Origin of the sequence: Xanthomonas sp. NCPPB 1754, assembly GCF_041475725.2 — a bacterium.
Lineage (GTDB): Bacteria > Pseudomonadota > Gammaproteobacteria > Xanthomonadales > Xanthomonadaceae > Xanthomonas > Xanthomonas euvesicatoria.
In genome coordinates this window covers 984415-1004703 of the sequence record NZ_CM192982.1, presented here as the reverse complement: position 1 = coordinate 1004703, position 20289 = coordinate 984415, and the positions used below count along the sequence as shown (strand labels likewise).

Genomic DNA, 20289 nt, shown 5'->3' with positions numbered 1-20289 from the left:
TGTCTGCAGCCCGGATGCGCCGACTCAGCCGGTGCCGACCCGCAGCAGCAGCGACCCGAGCCGTTGCTGGAACAACCAGCGCCCCTGCTCGAGCACCAGCACATCCTCGAAGCTGCCCAGCAATGCCGGCGATTGCGCCGTCCACGGCGGCGCTGCGGAGGTATCGCCGGCGGTGTAGAGCAGGACATGGCTGTGCGCGTGCGCCAGCGTGTGCGACTGGACGCTGACCAAGGTATTGAGCATCAGGTGGCACGTGGTGCGCGGCGCACGCTCGCGAAACGACTGCAAGATGGCCTCGCGCCCCCGCACGGGCGCATCCGGTGCACTGGGACGCGCGAACACACCATCGTCGGTGAACAACGCGGCCAGGCCGGCATGATCATGGCGGTCGTTGTACAGCGCGAACCGGCGGATCGCTTGCTCGCAGGCAATGATGATCGAGACGTCGCCGTGCATGCAGCGTTCCTCAAGGCGTGACCAAGGCAATCTCGACACCCGGCGAACTGCGTGTTTCGGCAGCAGTGGCCCCGTAGTCCCATGCGTTCGGCGGGCGCGCCATCACGCGGCCTGCAACCAGTCGCGCAGCGCGTCGCTGACGGCGGCAGGTGCCTCCACCGGCGCCATGTGCCCGCAGTGTTCGAAAATCGCCAGCCGCGCCTGCGGAATGTGTCGCGCCATGTCCTGATGCCGCGCCAATGGGCTCCACGCGTCCTGTCGCCCGACTCCCAACAACGTCGGGCATGTGATGTGCGCGAGCACCGGTGCCGCATCGGGGCGTTCCAGCAGGGCATTGGTCTGCCCAGCAAAACTTTGCGCGCTTTGCCGTTGCACCATGGCCATCAAGCCATCCATCAACGCGCCATCGGCGCGGTGATCGGGGTGCAGCATCGGCGGCAACCAGCGCTGAGCCAGCGCCTGCATTCCCTGGGCATGCGCCAGTCGCACCAATGCAAGCCGCTCTTCGCGTTCGCCGTCGCGGCGCGGCGCGATGCCTGTATCGAGCAGGGCCAGCCGCAGCACGCGCGCGGGCGCCTGGCGCATGATTTCCAGCGCGACCCGCCCGCCCATCGAATGTCCCGCCAGCGCAAAGTGCGGCGGTACAACGTCCAATACATGCGCGGCCATCTGCGCGATGCTGTCGAAGCCGGCGAAATCCATCACCTGCACATCGGCCAGATCGCGCAGCGCGACGCGCTGCGATTGCCAGATGGCGGCGTCGCACAGCAGGCCGCACAACAACAGCACTGCCGGCTTGGACGAAGGAGGCGCAGACGAGGTCATGGCGCGACTGTAGCCATGGCAGCCACGCACGTCGTATGGAAACTGCTGCCTTCGCTATAGCATCAAAGGCATATCAAGGCATGACAGACAGCCGCCGACGCCGATTCCGGCGGCGGGTGCGATTGGCTCACGCGCCGCCGGAGGCGCGCTTCCACAGCGCATCGACCAACGGCGGCAACGTGCCGGCCAGGCCCAATACCGATCCGCGCAACAAGGTCAGGTGCATTTCGTCGTTGGAAAACACCGTATTGATCGCATCGAAGCCGTAGGCGGCCACGGTGTTCTCGCTGCGCCGGGTACGTGCCCAGCGTTGCAGGCGATGCGGCGCGGCCCAATCGGCACGTTTGGCCATCGCCTCGCGCACGCTCTGCCGCAATGCCGCCACATCGCGCAGGCCCAGGTTGACGCCCTGCCCGGCCAGCGGATGCACCACATGCGCGGCATCGCCCAGGGTCAGCACGCGGCCGCTGACGTACTGCTGCACCAGCTGCCGTTGCAGCGGGAAGGCAGTGCGTGCCGACACCACGCGCACCTCGCCCAGGCGCGCGGCAAAGGCCTGGGTCAACTCACGCGAGAAATCGGCATCGTCCAGCGCCAGCACGCGCTCGGCGTCGGCATCCGGCAAGGTCCACACGATCGAACTGCGGCCATCGGCGAACGGCAGGAAGGCCAGCGGCCCGGTGGTCAGGAAGCGCTGCCAGGCGGTGGCCTGATGCGGGTGCTCGGTTTCCACGAAGGCAACCACGCCGCGCTGTGCGTAGGCATGCCGGGAGACCGGCAGCCCGGCGAGTTCACGCAGGGTGGAGGCCGCACCATCGGCAGCAATGGCCATTGCCGCTTCCAGCCGGCTGCCATCGTCCAGGCGCAGGCGCACGCTGGCGGCGTCCTGCTCCAGTTCGACCACGCGTGCCGGGCAATGCACTTCGATGCCGGCCGCATGCACGGCGGCCCACAAGCGGTCCGCCAGCACGTCGTTTTCGATGATCCATCCCAGTTGCTCGCGTCCCAGCGTGTCGGCGTCGAAGCCCAGCTCGCCACCGCCACCGGCATCCCAGACCCGCATGCGCCGGTAAGGCTGCACACGCGCGGCACGCACCGCATTCCACACGCCCAGGCTGTCGAGCAACGCGGCGTTGTCGGCGGCGAAGGCATAGACACGCAGATCGGGTTGATCGGCGTGCCAGCGGACAGGCTCACGCCCTTCGACCAGGGCAACGCTCAGGCCGGCATCGTTCAACGCCAGCGCGCAGGCGGCGCCGACGACGCCACCGCCGACGATCACCGCATCACGCGTGCTGCGCCGGCTCATGCGCTGCTCCGGCACAGCTGCGGCACATCGCCACGAAAGCCCATGGCACCGCCTACCAGCATCGATTGCAGCGGGGCCGCCTGCGACGTGGCAAACAAGCCCAGGCTACGCAACGGCCGCAGCAACGGCGCCGGGTTGCCGGTGAGTCGCGCCAGACCGCTGGAAAACCCGATGGTGTGCTCGCGGTCCACCCGCCGCCGCGCCAGATACTCGGCCAGCAACGCACCGGCACCGGCATCGCTGCGATCGTGCTCGATCAATTCGGCCAGCGTCAGCGCATCGCGCAGCCCCAGGTTGAAGCCCTGCGCACCGATCGGATGCAGCGTCTGCGCGGCATTGCCCAACAGCACCACGCGCTCGGCGATGAGGCTGTTGGCCAGCACCTGCACCAGCGGATAGGCACTGCGCTCGCCGGTGGCGACGAAGCGCCCGGCACGCCAGCCGGCGGCACGCTGCAGGCGCGCCAGCCAGCCGGCGTCATCGAGCGCAGCCACGGCCTCGGCCTCGGCGCGCGCCACGCAGTGGATCGCACCGTAATGGCGGTCGCCGCGTGGCAACAGCGCAGTTGGCCCATGTTCGCCAAAACGCTCCCAGGCCGTGCCATCGGGCGGTCGTGACGCACGCACGCGCGCCACGAACAGGGTCTGCAGGAAATCATGGGCATCGGTACCGATATGCAGCAGCTCGCGCACCGCGCTATGGCTGCCATCGGCGCCGACCACCAGTCTGGCCTGCACACGTTGCTCGCCCGCATCGGTGGCCAGGCGCACCGCGCGCACGTCGTCCTGCACCGGCTCTATGCCGATGCACCGCGCAGGCCGGTAACGCCGCAGATGGGTCAGTTCGTCCAGACGGGTCTGCAAGGCATCGCCGAAGTCGCGTGCCACCACCACCTGGCCGAAGGCGTCGCGGCCGTAATCGGCCGCGCTCAGTTGCACGCGGCCGAAGTCCCCGGCGCGGCTGACATGGATGCGCCGGATCGGCCCGGGCGGGCTGCGCAGCTTGGCCATCACCCCGAGCGCACCCAGCGCGTTCACCGTGGCCGCGGCGAAACTGAGGTTGCGTTGATCAAACACTGCCGGCGGCGTGCCGGCCGGGGTGGCCTCCACCAGCCCGACATCCAGGCCGAGGCGGTCCAGCGCAATCGCAAGGCTGGAGCCGACCAGGCCGCCGCCAACGATCAGAACGTCATGGGGATGTGTCATCCGCACATGATAAGCCTTCGCCCCCTGCGCGTTGCCGCCGGAGGGCGGGACATCTTGCCGCGCCCGCTGCCCATCTGCGCCTTGCCCGGCTCGCACGCAGCGCAGCGCGTCACGCGCCCCCCAAAATGCATGCAGCGGCTGGCACAGCGTGGCGGGCAGTCGCAAGGCGGGCGCGGACGGCGCACCCGGACGCGGCGATCTAGGCGTGGTGCAGGCCGATTCCGGGCGCCGCCCACGCGCGCCTGGCACTGCGCACTCGTTCTGCAGCTGCCGTGCCCAAGCCGCGGGCAGCACCACTTCCACGCTACACTCCAGGGCCTGTAATCCGGCCCGCTCCGCGCATGACTTCTCGCTCGCACGACACCCTGATTCTGAGTCTGCTCGCCGTATTGATGGCAGCCACGCGGATCAATCACTTCGCGCCGGTTCCGGATGCGTCCTGGGCGGTGTTCTTCATCGGCGGATTTCATCTGGCTGCGCGCACCAAGCTGGCATTTCCACTGCTGATGCTGCTGGCCGTGGCGGTGGACTGGCTGGTGATCACCGGCCAGGGCCTGAGCTTCTGGCAGCACTACTGCGTGTCGCCGGCCTACTGGTGCCTGATCCCGGCGTATTTCGCGCTGTGGGCCGGCGGCATGTGGCTGCGCCGGCACTATCATGGCGCACAGTGGAGCGCGCTGGCGCGGCTGGTGCCGGCCCTGCTGATCGCCGTGGCGTTGTGCCAGCTGATCGCCCAGGGCAGCTTCTACTGGATCAGCGCCAGCGTGGCCGACCCGACCGTGGCCGGCTGGTTCAAGAATTACACCGACTGGCTGGGGCCCTATCTGCGCAGTGCCGCGCTGTACGTGGCGGCCGCCGCGGTGATCCAGGTGGCTGCCGAGCGCCTGTCCGCACCGCGTCGCCAGCCCTACGCCGGCTAAGCCATGGGCAATCGACTCTCTCGTATCTATACGCGGACCGGCGACGACGGCAGCACCGGCCTGGGCGACGGCAGCCGGACCGGCAAGGATGCGTTGCGCGTCAATGCCTACGGCACCGTGGACGAAGCCAATTCGGCCATCGGCGTGCTGCTGGCCGCCCCCGGTGTGCCGGAGCCGATCGCCGCACTGCTGACCACCGTGCAGCACCAGTTGTTCGACCTGGGCGGCGAGCTCTGCATCCCCGGCCACGCGGCCATCGACGCGGCCGACATCCAGGCGCTGGAGACGCAGCTGGACGCCTTCAACCAGACGCTGCCCGCACTGCAGGAATTCATCTTGCCGGCCGGCGGTGAGGCCGCCGCGCGCTGCCATCTGGCCCGCACCATCGTGCGCCGGGCCGAGCGCGAGACCGTTGCGCTGTCGCGCCAGGAAGCGGTACGCAGCGAGGCGATCGGCTATCTCAACCGCTTGTCCGACCTGCTGTTCGTGTTGGCGCGCGTGCTGGCGCGTGCCGATGGTCGGCAGGAAGTCCTGTGGCGGCACGACCGCCGACGCGGTTGAGCATGTGCCCGGGTCGGCACAGAGGCTAGAGTTGCCCCATGTTGGTCTTTACCCATCCCGCCTGCCTCGGTCACGACGCCGGCCCTGAGCACCCGGAGAGCCCCGCCCGCCTGGAAGCGGTCGTCCAGGCCCTGCGCGGCGCATTCCCAGATCTGGACTGGCGCGAAGCGCCGTTGGCCAAGCTGGGCGACCTGTGCCGCGTGCACGAGCGCGAGCAGGTGGATGCGGTGCTGGAAACCGCCTTCGACGGCTATCGTCAGCTGGACGTGGATACACGCATGGTGCCGGCCTCGCGCGCGGCCGCCTTGCGCGCCGCAGGCGCCGGCATCGCCGCGGTCGATGCGGTGATGCAGGACCAGGCCCGCACCGCCTTCTGCGCCGTGCGTCCGCCCGGTCACCACGCCACCGCACAGGTGTCGATGGGATTTTGCCTGTTCAACAACATCGCCGTGGCCGCCGCCCACGCCCGCGACCGGCATGGGCTGGAACGCATCACCATCGTGGATTTCGACGTCCATCACGGTAACGGCACCCAGGCGATCTTCGAACGCGACCCCACCGTGCAGTACCTGAGCACCCACCAGTCCGGGCTGTATCCGCATTCGGGCAGCGTGTACGAGCGCGGCGTCGGCAATATCCACAACCTGCTGCTGCCACCGGGCAGCGACGGGCTGCGCTTCCGTAATGTCTGGGAAGACGAGATGCTGCCGCTCGTCGATGCCTTCCGCCCGCAATTGATCCTGATCTCCGCCGGCTTCGATGCGCATCTGCGCGACCCACTGGCCGACCTGATGCTGGACGACGACGATTTCGCCTGGCTCACCGGCGCGCTGCGCACACTCGCCGACCGCCATGCACGCGGCCGCGTGGTCTCGATGCTGGAAGGCGGCTACGACCTGCAGGCGCTGCGCGAAAGCAGCGTGGCGCACGTGGCAGCGCTGCGCTGAACCCCGGCCAGGGCGCCGGTCGCGTCACCGAGTGCGATGAACCTCGCCCTCCCGGCGCCGGCGCTCTTCATTGCCCCTATGCGGGGTATGCGGCAAGCTAGTCGCCATTTTATTGGTTGAACCCACGCGTGCGCCGAGCTCTCCGCCTGCTGCCCCTGCCTTTGAGCATCGCCATCTGCCTCCCGGCCATGGCTGCCGACAAGCCGTTGAACTGGGGACTGTGCCCGGCCGTAGACCCGCTACCCGGCTTCGACGGCGCCCCCGCCGCCGACCCCAAGGCCGCAGAAATGCGCCAGCAGTTGCCGACCGACATCGAAGGCGACCAACTCTCCGGCACCAGCACCACCCCGCAATACCAAGGCAATGTTGCGTTGAAGCGCGGCGACCAGTTCCTGGGTGCCGACAACCTGCGCATGGACACCGAAACCGGCAACTACATCGCCGAAGGCAATGTCCGCTACCAGGACACCTCTTTCCGCATGGTCGCCGACCGCGCCGAGGGCAATCAGGACACCGACACCCACAAGGTCACCAACATCCAGTACCAGTTGGTGGAGCGCCGCGGCAATGGCGACGCCGAATCGGTGGACCTGCAGGGCCAGGTCGGGCAGATGCATCGGTCCACGTACACCACCTGCGACCCCTCGCAGCCGATCTGGCGCGTTCGCGCGCCGGAGATCGACGTCGACAACGAGGAAGGTTTCGGTACCGCGCGCAACGCGGTGCTGCAGATCGGCAAGGTGCCGGTGCTGTACTTCCCGTGGTTCAAGTTCCCGATCGACGACCGCCGCCAGACCGGCCTGCTGTTTCCGCAATTCGGTCTGTCCGGCCGTAACGGCTTCGACTACCTGCAGCCGATCTATCTGAACCTGGCGCCGAACTACGACGCCACGTTGTTGCCGCGCTACATGAGCAAGCGCGGTTTCATGTTCGGCACCGAATTCCGGTACCTGTACGAGGGCGGTCGCGGCGAAGTCACCGGCAACTACCTGCCCAACGACAAGTTGCGCGACAAGGACCGTGGCAGCGTGTTCTACAGCGGCTACCACAACGTCAACAGCAATTGGCAGGCGCGCAGTAGCATCTCCTGGGTCAGCGACACGCGCTACGTGGAAGATTTCACCAGCCGCATCAACGGCATGGGCTCGGCCTCCAGCCTGCAGAGCACCGTGGGCATCTACGGCACCGGCGAGACCTGGACCGCGGGCCTGATGGCCGACCGTTGGCAGCTCACCGACTACACGCTGGACGAGCAGGCCCTGCCCTATAACCGGCAGCCGCGCGCGTATTTCACCTGGGAAAAGCCGCTGGGCATTTTCGAGGCCGGTATCTATGCCGAGGCAGTGCGCTTCACCCACGACGATTCGTACCAGGTGAATTTCATCCCGAACGCCAACAACAACAATGGCGACGAGTACGTCCGTACCAATATCCGCAACAAGCAATACGGCAGCGGCGCGCGCCTGGACGTCAAGCCCTACATCTCGATGCCGCTGTCGGGCGCAGCATGGTTCCTGACGCCTACCGTGGCGTGGCGCTACACCGCGTACCAGCTGGATTCCACGCTGGCCGATACCGCACCGCTGACCGGCAACCGCACGCCCACGCGCAGCCTGCCGATCGCCTCGCTGGACGCCGGCCTGTACTTCGATCGCGAAACCTCGCTGTTTGGCACCAACTATCTCAATACGTTGGAGCCGCGCATGTACTACCTGTACGTGCCGTACCGCGACCAGGACGATCTGCCGGTGTTCGACACCCGTCCGTTCACCTTCAGCTACGGGCAGCTGTTCCGCGACACCCGCTACACCGGCGCCGACCGCCAGAACGATGCCAACCAGCTGACCCTGGCAGTGACCTCGCGCTGGCTGCGCCAGGACGACGGCCGCGAAAAGCTCTCGCTGAGCGCGGGCCAGATCCTGTACTTCAGCGACTCGCTGGTCACCATCAACAACAGCAACAATTCGGCAGCCGGCAGCGAGCAGACCGTCGAACAGGGCAAGTCTGCCTGGGTGGCTGACGCCAACTACATGATCAACGACCGCTGGTCGATGGGCGCCACCTACCAGTGGAACCCGAACTCACGCAAGGAAGATCTGGCCAGCCTGCGCACGCGCTACCTGCTCAACAACGACGGCATCATCAACCTGGCGTATCGCTACCGTCGCAACCTCACCGACAACAGCGACCAGCTCAAGCAGGCCGATTTCTCCTTCCTGTACCCGATCAACCCCAGCTGGAGCGCGGTCGGTCGGTACTACTACTCGCTGCTGGACCGCAAGCCGCTGGAAATCATCGGTGGCGTGCAATGGGACAGCTGCTGCCTGGCGGTACGCGGGCTGGTGCGCCGGTTCGTGCGCAACCGCGATGGCGAGATGGACAACTCGATCCAGATTGAGTTCGTGCTGAAGGGCTTGAGCTCGTTCGGGCAGAACACGGACCGCACTTTGCGCCGTGCTATTCTCGGCTATTACCGCGACGACCTCTACCTGGTCCCGCCCAGCAACACCACGACCAATCCGGACGATTACGATCCGAACCTGATTCCATGACCAAGCCTTTCTCTGTTGTTCTTGCCTCGCTGCTGGCCATCACCAGCACGGTTTCGCCGTTGGCCTCGGCACAGCAATCCCAGCCGCTGGATCGCATCGCTGCCATCGTCGACGAAGACGTGGTGCTGCAGAGCGAGCTCGATCGCGCAGTCCGCAACGTCAAGTCGCAGTACGCCGGTCGCGAAAACCAGCTGCCGCCAGACGATGTGCTGCAGCGGCAGGTGCTTGAGCGCCTGGTGCTGGTCAAGCTGCAGGTCAGCCGTGCCGATGGCAACGGTATCCGCGTCAGCGACGAAGAACTCAACCGCGCCATCGCCAGCATCGCCCAGCAGAACGGCACGACCGTGGACGGCCTGCGCCAGAAGCTGGCAGCCGACGGGATGGGCTACGCCGATTTCCGCGCATCGGTGCGCGACGAGATCATCGTGCAGCGCCTGCGCCAGAGTTTTGCGCAAAGCCGCATCAGCGTGAGCGAAGGCGAAGTGGATACCGCACTGGCCCAACAGGCCGCCACCGGTAGCCAGTACCACCTGGCGCACATCCTGATCGGCTTGCCGGAAGGGGCAACTGCCGAGCAGATCGCCACCGGCCAGAAGAAGGTCGATGGCGTCAAAGCCTTGATCGACAAGGGCGAGCTGGATTTTTCGGCCGCTGCGGTGCGTTATTCCGATAGCCCCAACGCGCTGGAAGGCGGCGATCTGGGCTGGCGCAGCCTGGATGAAATCCCGAACGCATTTGCGCAGCTGATCCGCGACATGCAGCCCGGCCAGGTGGCCGGACCGCTGCGCGGCCCGAGCGGCTTCCAGTTGCTCAAGCTGGTGGAAATGCGCGACGCCAATGCCGGCGGCGAAAAGAAGATGGTCACCGAGTACCACGCACGCCACATCCTGGTGCGGATCGGCGAGAACCAGACCGAGGCGCAGGCCAAGGCCAAGATCGATACGATTCGCGCACGCATCGTTGGTGGTGCCGATTTCCAGGCGACGGCCAAGGAGTATTCCGAGGACACCAACAGCCGCGGTCAGGGTGGCGATCTGGGCTGGTTCCCCGCCGATGCGTTCGGCCCGGACTTCGGCAAGCAGGTCGAAAGCCTGACCGACGGCGCAGTCTCCGAACCGTTCCGGACCCAGGCGGGCTGGCACATCGTGCAGCGCGTCGGCAGCCGCCAGACCGACGTCAGCGCCGAGAACCAGCGCGCGCAGGTGCGTGAAACCATCGGTCGCCGCAAGCTGGAAGAAGAGTACAACCGCTATCTGCAGGAACTGCGTGGCGAAGCGTACGTGAGCTACCGCACCGGCGACCGCGCCGATGACAATGCCACTGCCGCTCCGGCCAAATCGGCAGACCCGGCAGCGCCTTCGCCGCCGCCGGCAAAGCCGACGCGCTGAGACCGGGCAGCCGGATAGCATGATGGTCCCGTCGCTCGCGCTGGTGCCAGGCGAGCCGGCCGGAATCGGGCCGGAGCTATGCATCCGGCTTGCGCAGCAGCCGCGCTCGGACGCGCATCTGATTGCCTACGCCGACCCAGACACCCTGCACAGCGCCGCAACGGCGCTGTCGTTGCCTGTACGGCTGCTCGATCCCGACCAGCCGGCACGTGCGCCCGGCGACCTGCCGCTGCATCCCGTTCGCCAGGCCGTGACCACGCGTTTGGGCGCACCCGACCCGGCCAATGCGGCAGCAGTGATCGCCGGCCTGCGCAGCGCCGCGGGTGACTGCCTCGCCGGCCGCCTGCAGGGAATCGTCACTGGCCCGGTGCACAAGGCAGTGATCAACGCCGGCGGCATTGCTTACACCGGCACCACCGAACTGCTGGCCGAACAAGCCGGTTGCCCGGTGGTGATGATGCTGGCCAACAGCATCGTGCGCGTCGCGCTGGTGACAACCCATCTGCCGCTTCGCGCGGTGGCCGATGCGATCACCGCCGATGCGCTGCTGCAATGCCTGCGCATTACCCATGCAGCGATGCAGCGCGACTTCGGTCTGGAGCACCCGCGCATCGCCGTGCTCGGCCTCAACCCGCACGCCGGCGAAGACGGTCACCTGGGCCGCGAGGAACTGGATATCGTCATTCCGCTGCTGGAGCAGCTGCGCGGCGAGGGCATGCAGCTGATCGGCCCGCTGCCGGCGGACACCGCGTTCTTGCCGCAGAAACTGCGCGGTTTCGACGCGGTGGTGGCGATGTATCACGACCAGGGCCTGCCGGTGCTCAAGTACAGCGGCTTCGAGCAGGCTGTAAATATCACCCTGGGCCTGCCCTACCCGCGCGTGGCGGTGGATCACGGTACTGCGCTGGAACTGGCCGGCCGCGGAATCGCAGACCCCTCCAGCCTGATGGCAGCCACTGCGTTGTGCGCGCGATTGGCGGCGCGCCGCTAACACCACGTGTGCTTGCTCGGCGCGGGCCTGCCGCATGGCGCACGCCGCCGATCCGCCAGGCCAGGCGGGCACGCGAACGACACCGCGTGCAGGCGCGGCCTCCGTTAAACTGCGCAGATGAATTCTTCTTTCAGCGCACCGGCCAAGAAGTCGCTTGGCCAGCACTTTCTTGCCGACCGGTATTACATCGACCGCATCGTGCAGGCGGTAGACCCGCGCGCCGGCCAGCATCTGGTCGAGATCGGCCCGGGCCAGGGCGCCATCACCTTTCCGTTGCTGCGCAAGCATGGCGCGTTGACCGTGATCGAATTCGATCGCGACCTGATCGCGCCGTTGACCGAAGCGGCGGCCCCGATCGGCGCGCTGAGCATCATCCACCGCGATGTGCTCAGCGTGGATTTCACTGCACTGGCCGATGGCACGCCGATCCGCCTGGTCGGCAACCTACCCTACAACATCTCCTCGCCGATCCTGTTCCATGCGCTGGACCATGCCGCTGCCGTGGCCGACATGCACTTCATGCTGCAAAAGGAAGTGGTCGACCGCATGGCCGCCGGCCCCGGCAGCAAGGTGTACGGACGGCTCAGCGTGATGCTGCAGGCGTATTGCGAGGTGACTGCGCTGTTCGTGGTGCCGCCGGGCGCATTCCGGCCGCCGCCGAAGGTGGACTCGGCCGTGGTGCGGCTGGTGCCGCGCGACCCGGCCACGGTGCAGATCAACGACCGCCGCCGCTTCGCCGATGTGGTGCGCGCCGGGTTCGGGCAGCGCCGCAAGACCCTGCGCAATGCCTTGTCCACCATTTGCGAACCGGCCCATTTCGACGCCGCGCAGGTGCGCCCGGATGCACGCGCCGAACAACTGGAGGTCGCGGATTTCATCCGGCTGGCCAATGTCGAGCTGGCTTGAGCGCCGCTCCCACACCGTTTTATTTAGACTTTCGCCATGCAAGATGATCCGCGCTACCGCGTCGAGGTCGAGGTATCGCCCCGCTTCCTCGCCCATCAATCCACCCCGGACGAAGGCCGCTACGCCTTTGCCTACAGCATCCGCATCCAGAATGCGGGCGCGGTGCCTGCGCGCCTGATCGCGCGTCATTGGCAGATCACCGATGGCAACGGGCGCACCGAGCAGGTGGATGGCGAAGGCGTGGTCGGCGAACAGCCGTGGCTGCGACCGGGCGAAGCTTTCCATTACACCTCCGGCGTACTGCTGGAGACCGAGCAGGGACAGATGCAGGGCCACTACGACATGGTGGCCGACGATGGCACCGAATTTATCGCTCCGATCGCCGCCTTCGTGCTGAGCGTGCCCAGGACGCTGCACTGATGAATGCCGGAGTAAGGGAGCGCGCGCAATGAGCGTCTGGGCCATCGGCGACCTGCAAGGGTGCTACGACATCACCCAGCGGTTGCTGGAGAAGATCAATTTCGACCCCGCCCAGGACACGCTGTGGTTCTGCGGCGATCTGGTCAACCGCGGCGGGCAATCGCTGGAAACGCTGCGCCTGGTGCATTCCCTGCGCGCGCACAGCGTAGTGGTGCTGGGCAATCACGACCTGTCGCTGCTGGCGATCGGTGCGCGTTCGGAAGAAGAGCAGCGCAAGGTCAACCCGGATCTGCTGCGCATCGTGATGGCCGAAGATCGCGATGCGTTGCTGGACTGGCTACGCATGCAGAAGCTGGCGCACGTGGACCGCACCCTGGGCTGGATGATGATCCATGCCGGGCTGGCGCCGAAGTGGACCACGCAGATGGCCGAAAAGCATGCACGCGAGGTCGAGCAGCAACTGCAGGGCGGCGGCTATCGCAAGCTGCTGCGCAATATGTACGGCGACCAGCCGGGCTGGTCGCCGGGCCTGAGCGGCTACGACCGCAGCCGGGCCATCATCAACCTGTTCACCCGCATGCGCTACTGCACCCCGCGTGGGCGCATCGCCACCGACGACAAGGGCACGCCGGGGACGCAGGCACAGGGCCTGTATCCCTGGTTCGAAGTGCCGGGACGGGTCGAGCGCGACCTGAAGATCGTCTGCGGGCATTGGTCCGCACTGGGCCTGACGATCACCCAGGGTGTGCATGCGATCGATACCGGCGCGGTCTGGGGCGGCAAGCTCACGGCGTTGCAGCTGGATAGCGAGGAGCTGCGCGTGGTGCAGGTGCCCGGACGGGAAGTGACCGGGCCGGCACCGGTCGCACGCGCACCGCGGCGTCCACGTGAGCGTCAGGGGCGTCAGCGCTCGCGCGGCAACCGCGGCAATGCGGGGAACGCAGCGGCCGGCCCCAAGCCGTCAGTCGATACGCCACAGGACTGAGCGCGCGAGGCGCCCGTCGCCATCGCGGTGCCGGGCGCGACCCTGCATCGCTCAGCGGCGTTCGTAATCCACGAACGAAAACGCATGGGCATGCCGGGCGTCGGCAGCATGTAACTCGCGCCTCGCCGGCGACCACACCGCAGGGTCGATCGGCGGGAAGTGCGTATCGGCGCCATCCACCGCGGTGTCCACTTCGGTCACGGCCAGCAGATCGGCGCGTTCCATGGTCAGGCGATACACCTCCCCGCCACCGATCACGCACAGCTCCTGCGCCCCCTCCTGCACGGCGCGTTCGATCGCCTGCTCCACCGATGCGACCGCCTGCATGCCGTCGAACGGCACCTGCCCCGAGCGGGTCAGCACCAGATTCAACCGCCCCGGCAACGCACGCCCCAGCGACTGCGCCGTCTTGCGCCCCATCAGGATTGGCTTGCCCAGCGTCAGCGCCTTGAAGCGCTTGAGATCATCGGGCAGCTTCCACGGCAGCTCGTTATCGCGACCGATGGCGTTGTTGCGGTCCAGCGCCACGATCAACGAAAGTTTCAAATCAATCACTCTTCTTATCTTCAGCAAAAGGACCACACAGGATTTTCATCCCGGCGACAGCGTTCAACACGTCTTGCTCCATGGGCGCTGTGCTGGGCCGGTTGAACTTGACCCAGGCAAACGAGGTAACTAATGGAATCATCCATTGCGTGAGCCGCGTACCATCTACACGCGAGGCATCGGTGCGATAAGCCTGAAGAGGACCGAACTTGATCCACTCGCCTTTTTCACGCTTTAGCTTTTTATCGAGATGAAACGTTGCCGCCGCCAATCGCTCCATGCCTGTTGCCGAATCCAACGGACCGATCGCCGGTGCGCAGCTCATCTCAACCGTGACCGGCCTGTTTGCATCGAACTGCGCGCTGTTCAACGTAATGATTGCGCTTCTGTCAATATCAGGATGCACCAGGTTAGACGGGGCTACCGTACCCGTAATGCCATTAGGAAGCTCAATGCTACCTGCCGGACCACGCACAGTCTCGGCAAAAACCAGTGTACTGGTCGAAGCCAACATGAGACCCGCAACCGAAAGGAACAGACGTCTCTGCATAATTTCTTCTTTGAGTAATGAGTTTTAAACCGCCACCGGCGCCTTGATCGCCGGATGCGGGTCATAACCTTCGATGGCGATGTCTTCGAAGCGGAACCCGAACAGGTCGGTGACCTCGGGATTCAAACGCAAGGTGGGCAGCGCGCGCGGCGTGCGCGTCAGTTGCTCGCGTGCCTGCTCGAAATGATTGGAATACAAGTGCGCATCGCCCAGCGTGTGCACGAAATCGCCAACGCCCAGGCCGGTGGCCTGCGCCACCATATGCGTCAGCAGCGCATAGCTGGCGATATTGAACGGCACGCCCAGGAAGATGTCGCCGCTGCGCTGATAGAGCTGGCAACTGAGCCTGCCGTTCACCACATAGAACTGGAACAGGCTGTGGCACGGCATCAGCGCCATCTGCGGCAGCTCGCCGACATTCCAGGCGCTGATCACCAGCCGACGCGAATCCGGATTGCGCTTGATTTCATCCACCAGCCACTGCATCTGGTCGATTTCGACACCGTCCGGGCCGGTCCAGCGCCGCCACTGTTTGCCGTACACCGGACCGAGATCGCCGTTGTCGTCGGCCCACTCGTCCCAGATGCGTACCTGGTTGTCGCTGAGGTAGCCGATATTGGTGTCGCCCTTCAGGAACCACAGCAACTCATGGATGATCGAGCGCAGGTGCAGTTTCTTGGTGGTCACCAACGGGAAGCCGTCGTTGAGATCGAAGCGCATCTGCCAGCCGAACACGCTGCGCGTGCCGGTACCGGTGCGGTCGGACTTTTCTGCGCCGTGTTGCAGCACGTGCTGCAACAACTCCAGGTACGGCTTCACTTGGCAGCCTCCACGCCTGCGGGCGCCGGCAGCACCGGCTGCAACACCGGCGCGCGGCGCGACATCGCCAGCAGCACCAGGCCAACCGCAATCAACGGCAGGCTCAGAATCTGGCCCATCGTCAGCCAATTGAAGGCCAGGTAGCCGATCGGCGCGTCGGGCACGCGCACGAATTCGACGATGAAACGGAACACGCCATACAGCAATGCAAAAAGGCCAGAAACCGCATACCGTGAGCGCGGCTTCATGGAGAACGTCCACAACACCACGAACATCACCACGCCTTCCAGTGCAGCTTCATAGAGCTGCGATGGGTGGCGTGCGAACTGGTTCAACGCGCCGGCGGCGTACTGCGCCTGGATCTGCGCGGGCAACCGGTCCGCCAGTTCCGGCGCGTGCGGAAAGATCACGCCCCAGCCGGCCTGGGTGAATTTTCCCCACAATTCGCCGCCGACGAAATTGCCGAGCCTCCCGAAACCAAGACCCAGCGGCACCAGCGGGGCGACAAAGTCCATCACATCGAAGAAGTGCAACCGGTGCTTGCGCGCCCACAGCCAGCAGGCGATCAACACGCCAAGCAGGCCGCCGTGGAAGCTCATGCCGCCTTCCCAGACCTTGAACAGGATCAGCGGGTTGGCCAGGAAGGTCTCGAACGCATAGAACAGCATGTAGCCGATGCGCCCGCCCAACACCACGCCGAGCATGCCGTAGAACAGCAGGTCGGAAAAACCATCCATGTCTACCCCGGGCAGGCGACCGCGCAGGATGCGCGAACGGCCCAGCGCCCAGGCCGAGAAAAACGCCGCCAAATACATCAAGCCGTACCAGTGCACCTGCACCGGGCCGAGCGAGAAGGCGATGGGGTCGATGGCGTGCAGATAGATCATGCGGACCGCGTATCACAAACAAGCGAGGCCGCTATTCTGACACCTCGCACGCGCTCAGCCTAAAATCCGCGGCCGGTCAGGTAGCTCGTCTTCATGCTGCGCGCCGTCTGTGGCCGGGAAATGCTCGGCCAACAGCTCGGTCACCGCCTCGATGCCGGCCAGGACAGCCGCTTCGTGCTGGCCTTCGCGCAGGAATTGCTGCATGCGCCGGCACACCTCTGCCCAGCGCGCTTCCGGCACCCGGCTGCGCAGACCGCGGTCTGCCACCACCTCGATGGCGTGGTCGGCCAGCAGCAGGTAAATCAGCACCCCGTTGTTGGCTTCGGTATCCCAGGTCCGCAGCTGGGCGAAGGCCTGCTCGGCGCGCTGCCGCGCGCTGTGCCCGCGCCACAACGCCTCCAGCGGCAGGTCGGCCTCGACCGCGACCATGATCTGGCCGGTGTGCGAGCGCTCGCTCGCGGTCACCGCCGCCGCAATGGCGTCCATGCATGCGGCTGGAAAAGTGCGCTGCGCCGAGGGCGCGAAGATATGCCTGAGCCACCGCATTACCAGCTCCCCGAGGCGCCACCGCCTCCTGATGACCCGCCGCCACCGCCCCAGCCACCGCCCCAGCCACCACCGCCGCCGAAACCGCCGCGGCCGCCGCCGCCAAATCCACCGAAGCCGCCGAAGCCGCCGCCCCAGCCTCCGCCACCGACAAAGCGGCCGGGCGAGCCGGAGGACAGGCCGGCCAGCAGGCCGATCAGCGCCGCGCCCGCACTGGCCAACAGCAACGACGTCAACAGCAACGCCGCACCGCCGGCGGCAACGCCGGTCAGCACGGCGCGCAGCGGGCGCGGTAGCGCGCCCAGGATGCCTCGCGCCACCATGGCCACCACGAAGCCGATGAACAGCGCCATGATCCAGCCACCGCCGCCCGCGCCGTTGCCGCCCTCGGCATGCCCGCTGACCGGCGCCGGCAGGGCCTCGCCCTCGATCAGGCCGGCCAGGGTTGCGGTCGCCGCCGTGATGCCGCCAGCGTAATCGCCCTCACGGAAGCGCGGCGCCAGATACTCCTGGATGATGCGGTTGGCGGTGATGTCCGGAATGGCGCCTTCCAGGCCGTAACCCGGCTGGATGCGGACGCGGCGGTCGTCCTTGGCCACCAGCAGCAGCACGCCGTCGTCCACGCCCTTGCGACCGATCTTCCATTGGTCGAACACGCGCTGGGTGTATTGCTCGATCGCTTCCGGCTGCGTGGTCGGCACGATCAAAATCTGCAACTGCGCGCCCTTGCGCTGCTGCAAGGCCAGCGCCTGTTGCTCGAGTTGCTGGATCTGCGCCGCATCCAGGGTGCCGGTGACGTCGACCACCGGCGAGCGCAGCGGCGGGATGGCAGCCAACTCCTGCGCCAGCAGCGATGCCGGCAGCAGCAACGCCATCATCCACACCACTCGCAAACACATTCGTCGCATTGCCAACTCCTACCTGATGCGCGCCGATCGTCCATCAGCGCGGGGTTTTGCGATTGCTTCTTCCCTGCGGGAGATTGCCTCTTACAGAGAACGTGTGCGCCTGAAGCGAATCCGCGGCTGGTCGAACGACTGCAAAGCCTGGCGACCTACCCTCACCAAGCCCTTCCCCGATGGGAGAGCTAGCTCTCGCCTCGACACGGTCTGTTGGCTTGGTCGCAGATTCGGGCTGATGTGCGGCTCGGCGCGCATCACCTGGCGCGTGCCCGTACGTTGCTCGACAGCGCGCGTACTGCGCTTGCTAGCGACCACTGCACAAGCGCCGTGCACGCACAGCAACTGATTACTGCACAGGCTGCGGCGCGGGCTGTTGCTGCGGTGCCTGCTGCGGCGTCTGCTGATTACCGAAATCCACCTGCGGGGCGCGCGAGATCTGCGCTTCGTTTTCCACGCTGAAATTGGGCTTGGGCTGGTAGCCGAAGATCTTGGCCGTGATCACCTGCGGAAACGAGCGGATGTAGGTGTTGTAGTCCTGCACGGTCTGGATATAGCGGCCACGCGCCACGGTGATGCGGTTTTCGGTGCCTTCCAGCTGCACCTGCAGATCGCGGAACGACTGGTCCGACTTGAGCTGCGGATAGTTTTCGCTGACCACCAACAACCGCGACAGCGCGCTACCCAACTCGCCTTGCGCCTGCTGGAATTGCTTCAACGACGCTTCGTCATCGGCGTTGACCTGGATCTGGCCGACGCGCGCACGCGCATTGGTCACTTCGGTCAGGACCTGGCGTTCCTGCTGGGCGTAGCCCTGCACGGTGCGTACCAGGTTGGGAATCAGATCGGCGCGGCGCTGATACTGATTGAGCACCTCCGACCAACCGGCCTTGACGCCCTCTTCCTTCTGCTGGATCGCGTTGTAGCCGCAACCGGACAGCGACGCGGTCAGGATCAGCAACACCAAGGCGCGAATCAGGACAGGCATGCAGGCGATTCCATTGGAAGAGAGCCCGAGCATGCCACGTGCCAGGTCAAGCCCGCATGCACACGCCCCTGCCCGGCTCGCCCTGCCTGCCGCGCGTCACCACAGCCGCGGCAACAGGATCAATCCCCAGCACAGCAGCACATTGATCAGCAGCACGAACACCGCCGCCGAGCCCATGTCCTTGGCACGCCCGGCCAATACGTGATGTTCCGGGCCGTAGCGTTCGATCACCGCTTCGATGGCCGAGTTCAACAGTTCGGCCGCCAGCACGATCAACAGTGGTGCAATCAGTGCAATGCGCTCGAGTCCCGACTGCCCGAGCCACAGACCGAGCGGCACCAGCACTGCCGCCAGACAGACCTCCAGGCGGAACGAGGATTCGTGCAGCCACGCCGCGCGCAATCCCTGCCATGACCAGATCGCCGCCTTGAGCATGCGACGCGGGCCGCGCGGGACGTGCCCCAATTGATCGGCCATGCGTCAGTGCGTCCTGCCGCATGGGCGAAGAGGGGAACAAATCAAACGCATGGCATGGTCGCTGCTGGGGAAAGTGCGAATCTTGCACCGTGGCGCCCCGCCCCGCCAGCTACCGGCAGGTTTGCCCTCAGCTTCCAGCCTGGCGCACCATGGCAGCCCGCTTCACTTTGAAGGTTCCTGCATGACCATCCATCGCCTGCGCAGCGTGCTGTGCGCCCTAGTCCTCCTGTCCGGCCATGCGTATGCCGACGCCCTGCACACCGCTCCGGCGGTGCCGGCGCAGGTTTCCAATGCCGCTTGGGAACAAGACATGCAACGCTTCGCCGAGAGCGACGCGCGTCAGCCGCCGCCCAAGCACGGCATCGTGTTCGTCGGCAGTTCATCGATCCGGTTCTGGGAGACATTGGCCCAGGATTTCCCGGGCAAACCGGTGATCAATCGCGGCTTTGGCGGCTCGGAAGTGCGCGACAGCACCTGGTACGCAGACCGCATCGTGATTCCATACGCGCCACGCCAGGTCGTGCTGTACGCCGGCGACAACGACCTCAACAGTGGCCGCACACCCGAACAGGTGCGCGATGATGTGCTGGCATTCGTGGCACGTGTACGCCGCGACCTGCCCGAGGCACGCATCAGCTATCTGTCGATCAAGCCCAGCCCGTCGCGCGCGCAACTGCTGCCGGCCGTGATCAAGGCCAACCGCCTGATCAAGGACGCGCTAGCCCCGCTGCCGCGTGTGGACTTCGTCGACATCTACACCCCGATGCTCGATGCCAGCGGCAAACCGCGCGCAGAACTGTTCCGCGCCGACAGGCTGCATATGACGGCCGATGGCTACGCGATCTGGCGCAAGGTCGTGGCACCGGTATTGGAACAACGCTAGAACGCAACCGAGCCGATCCGGCGCGCCTGTCGCCGGATCGGCCGGCCTGCAGGGGAGACCTTGGCTGCCGCTCCATGCCGGCGCGTTTTTTCAAGGCGGCAGCCTGCCGGCCCTGTTCCCACACACAACGGACGTAGGCGTCTGCGATTTGGGCACGTGGCGACCGCATTGGCGGTGTGGGCAAGAAATACCGGCAATGCCAAGCACCTGCAACGTCGCTAAAGGCACT

The 20289-nt window shown here is 66.2% G+C and carries 22 protein-coding genes; 10 read left to right on the top strand and 12 right to left on the bottom strand.

Features of this window, described 5'->3' with window-relative positions:
* Positions 1-24 precede the first annotated feature (24 nt).
* From ACCQ15_RS04370 to ubiH, 4 genes are all read right to left on the bottom strand, one after another.
* Complete coding sequence (locus tag ACCQ15_RS04370; protein ID WP_372381252.1) at positions 25-456, bottom strand: nuclear transport factor 2 family protein; 432 nt, start codon at positions 454-456, stop codon at positions 25-27.
* 102 nt (positions 457-558) lie between these two features.
* Entirely contained in the window at positions 559-1281 is a 723-nt protein-coding gene (locus ACCQ15_RS04365; RefSeq protein WP_372381251.1) for an alpha/beta fold hydrolase, read from the bottom strand.
* Between the two features lie 127 nt (positions 1282-1408).
* Positions 1409-2590: a UbiH/UbiF family hydroxylase gene (locus tag ACCQ15_RS04360; RefSeq protein WP_372381250.1), complete on the bottom strand. Its 1182-nt coding sequence runs from the start codon at positions 2588-2590 to the stop codon at positions 1409-1411.
* Positions 2587-3795, bottom strand: coding sequence for a 2-octaprenyl-6-methoxyphenyl hydroxylase (ubiH, locus tag ACCQ15_RS04355; RefSeq protein WP_218506751.1), 1209 nt, complete (start codon positions 3793-3795; stop codon positions 2587-2589). The genes ACCQ15_RS04360 and ubiH overlap by 4 nt, the downstream gene beginning before the upstream one ends.
* A 341-nt stretch (positions 3796-4136) precedes the next feature.
* Here ubiH and ACCQ15_RS04350 point away from each other — a divergent pair, with 341 nt between their 5' ends.
* The 9 genes from ACCQ15_RS04350 to ACCQ15_RS04310 all read left to right on the top strand — a co-directional run bounded on the left by ACCQ15_RS04350 (position 4137) and on the right by ACCQ15_RS04310 (position 13465).
* The gene (locus ACCQ15_RS04350) at positions 4137-4715 is read left to right on the top strand and encodes a hypothetical protein (protein WP_008576405.1); all 579 of its coding nucleotides are present in this window, start codon (positions 4137-4139) and stop codon (positions 4713-4715) included.
* A gap of 3 nt (positions 4716-4718) precedes the next feature.
* A complete protein-coding gene (locus tag ACCQ15_RS04345; protein ID WP_008576403.1) occupies positions 4719-5276 on the top strand; it encodes a cob(I)yrinic acid a,c-diamide adenosyltransferase in 558 nt (185 codons plus the stop codon).
* 38 nt (positions 5277-5314) lie between these two features.
* The gene (locus ACCQ15_RS04340; RefSeq protein WP_008576401.1) at positions 5315-6223 is read left to right on the top strand and encodes a histone deacetylase family protein; all 909 of its coding nucleotides are present in this window, start codon (positions 5315-5317) and stop codon (positions 6221-6223) included.
* 128 nt (positions 6224-6351) lie between these two features.
* Positions 6352-8775, top strand: coding sequence for an LPS-assembly protein LptD (lptD, locus tag ACCQ15_RS04335; RefSeq protein ID WP_074053464.1), 2424 nt, complete (start codon positions 6352-6354; stop codon positions 8773-8775).
* A complete protein-coding gene (locus ACCQ15_RS04330) occupies positions 8772-10163 on the top strand; it encodes a peptidylprolyl isomerase (RefSeq protein WP_122273242.1) in 1392 nt (463 codons plus the stop codon). Before lptD ends, ACCQ15_RS04330 begins: the two co-directional genes overlap by 4 nt.
* Before the next feature lie 19 nt (positions 10164-10182).
* Positions 10183-11154: a 4-hydroxythreonine-4-phosphate dehydrogenase PdxA gene (pdxA, locus tag ACCQ15_RS04325; RefSeq protein WP_014089436.1), complete on the top strand. Its 972-nt coding sequence runs from the start codon at positions 10183-10185 to the stop codon at positions 11152-11154.
* Between the two features lie 117 nt (positions 11155-11271).
* Entirely contained in the window at positions 11272-12060 is a 789-nt protein-coding gene (gene rsmA / locus ACCQ15_RS04320; RefSeq protein ID WP_122273243.1) for a 16S rRNA (adenine(1518)-N(6)/adenine(1519)-N(6))-dimethyltransferase RsmA, read from the top strand.
* A gap of 36 nt (positions 12061-12096) precedes the next feature.
* Positions 12097-12480, top strand: a complete 384-nt coding sequence (gene apaG / locus ACCQ15_RS04315; RefSeq protein ID WP_007965232.1) for a Co2+/Mg2+ efflux facilitator ApaG/CorD — start codon at positions 12097-12099, stop codon at positions 12478-12480.
* A 28-nt stretch (positions 12481-12508) separates the two neighbouring features.
* Positions 12509-13465, top strand: coding sequence for a symmetrical bis(5'-nucleosyl)-tetraphosphatase (locus tag ACCQ15_RS04310; protein WP_011346478.1), 957 nt, complete (start codon positions 12509-12511; stop codon positions 13463-13465).
* Between the two features lie 51 nt (positions 13466-13516).
* Here ACCQ15_RS04310 and ACCQ15_RS04305 read toward each other — a convergent pair whose 3' ends face one another.
* The 8 genes from ACCQ15_RS04305 to ACCQ15_RS04270 all read right to left on the bottom strand — a co-directional run bounded on the left by ACCQ15_RS04305 (position 13517) and on the right by ACCQ15_RS04270 (position 19177).
* Positions 13517-14011 (bottom strand): dihydrofolate reductase, encoded by a 495-nt coding sequence (locus ACCQ15_RS04305; RefSeq protein WP_029818724.1) that lies wholly within the window; start codon positions 14009-14011, stop codon positions 13517-13519.
* Between the two features lies 1 nt (position 14012).
* Positions 14013-14525, bottom strand: a complete 513-nt coding sequence (locus tag ACCQ15_RS04300; protein ID WP_372381249.1) for a hypothetical protein — start codon at positions 14523-14525, stop codon at positions 14013-14015.
* 60 nt (positions 14526-14585) lie between these two features.
* The gene (locus ACCQ15_RS04295) at positions 14586-15380 is read right to left on the bottom strand and encodes a thymidylate synthase (RefSeq protein WP_031421181.1); all 795 of its coding nucleotides are present in this window, start codon (positions 15378-15380) and stop codon (positions 14586-14588) included.
* Positions 15377-16267, bottom strand: coding sequence for a prolipoprotein diacylglyceryl transferase (gene lgt, locus ACCQ15_RS04290; protein ID WP_008576385.1), 891 nt, complete (start codon positions 16265-16267; stop codon positions 15377-15379). Before lgt ends, ACCQ15_RS04295 begins: the two co-directional genes overlap by 4 nt.
* Positions 16268-16321: 54 nt before the next feature.
* Complete coding sequence (locus tag ACCQ15_RS04285) at positions 16322-16813, bottom strand: TPM domain-containing protein (RefSeq protein WP_014089431.1); 492 nt, start codon at positions 16811-16813, stop codon at positions 16322-16324.
* A complete protein-coding gene (locus ACCQ15_RS04280) occupies positions 16813-17721 on the bottom strand; it encodes a TPM domain-containing protein (protein ID WP_372381248.1) in 909 nt (302 codons plus the stop codon). The genes ACCQ15_RS04285 and ACCQ15_RS04280 overlap by 1 nt, the downstream gene beginning before the upstream one ends.
* Before the next feature lie 340 nt (positions 17722-18061).
* Positions 18062-18700, bottom strand: coding sequence for a LemA family protein (locus ACCQ15_RS04275; RefSeq protein WP_008573598.1), 639 nt, complete (start codon positions 18698-18700; stop codon positions 18062-18064).
* A 96-nt stretch (positions 18701-18796) separates the two neighbouring features.
* A complete protein-coding gene (locus ACCQ15_RS04270; RefSeq protein WP_005910722.1) occupies positions 18797-19177 on the bottom strand; it encodes a diacylglycerol kinase in 381 nt (126 codons plus the stop codon).
* 181 nt (positions 19178-19358) lie between these two features.
* Between ACCQ15_RS04270 and ACCQ15_RS04265 the strand changes: the two genes are divergently transcribed.
* Positions 19359-20060, top strand: a complete 702-nt coding sequence (locus ACCQ15_RS04265; protein ID WP_014089428.1) for an SGNH/GDSL hydrolase family protein — start codon at positions 19359-19361, stop codon at positions 20058-20060.
* The last annotated feature ends 229 nt before the right edge of the window (positions 20061-20289 follow it).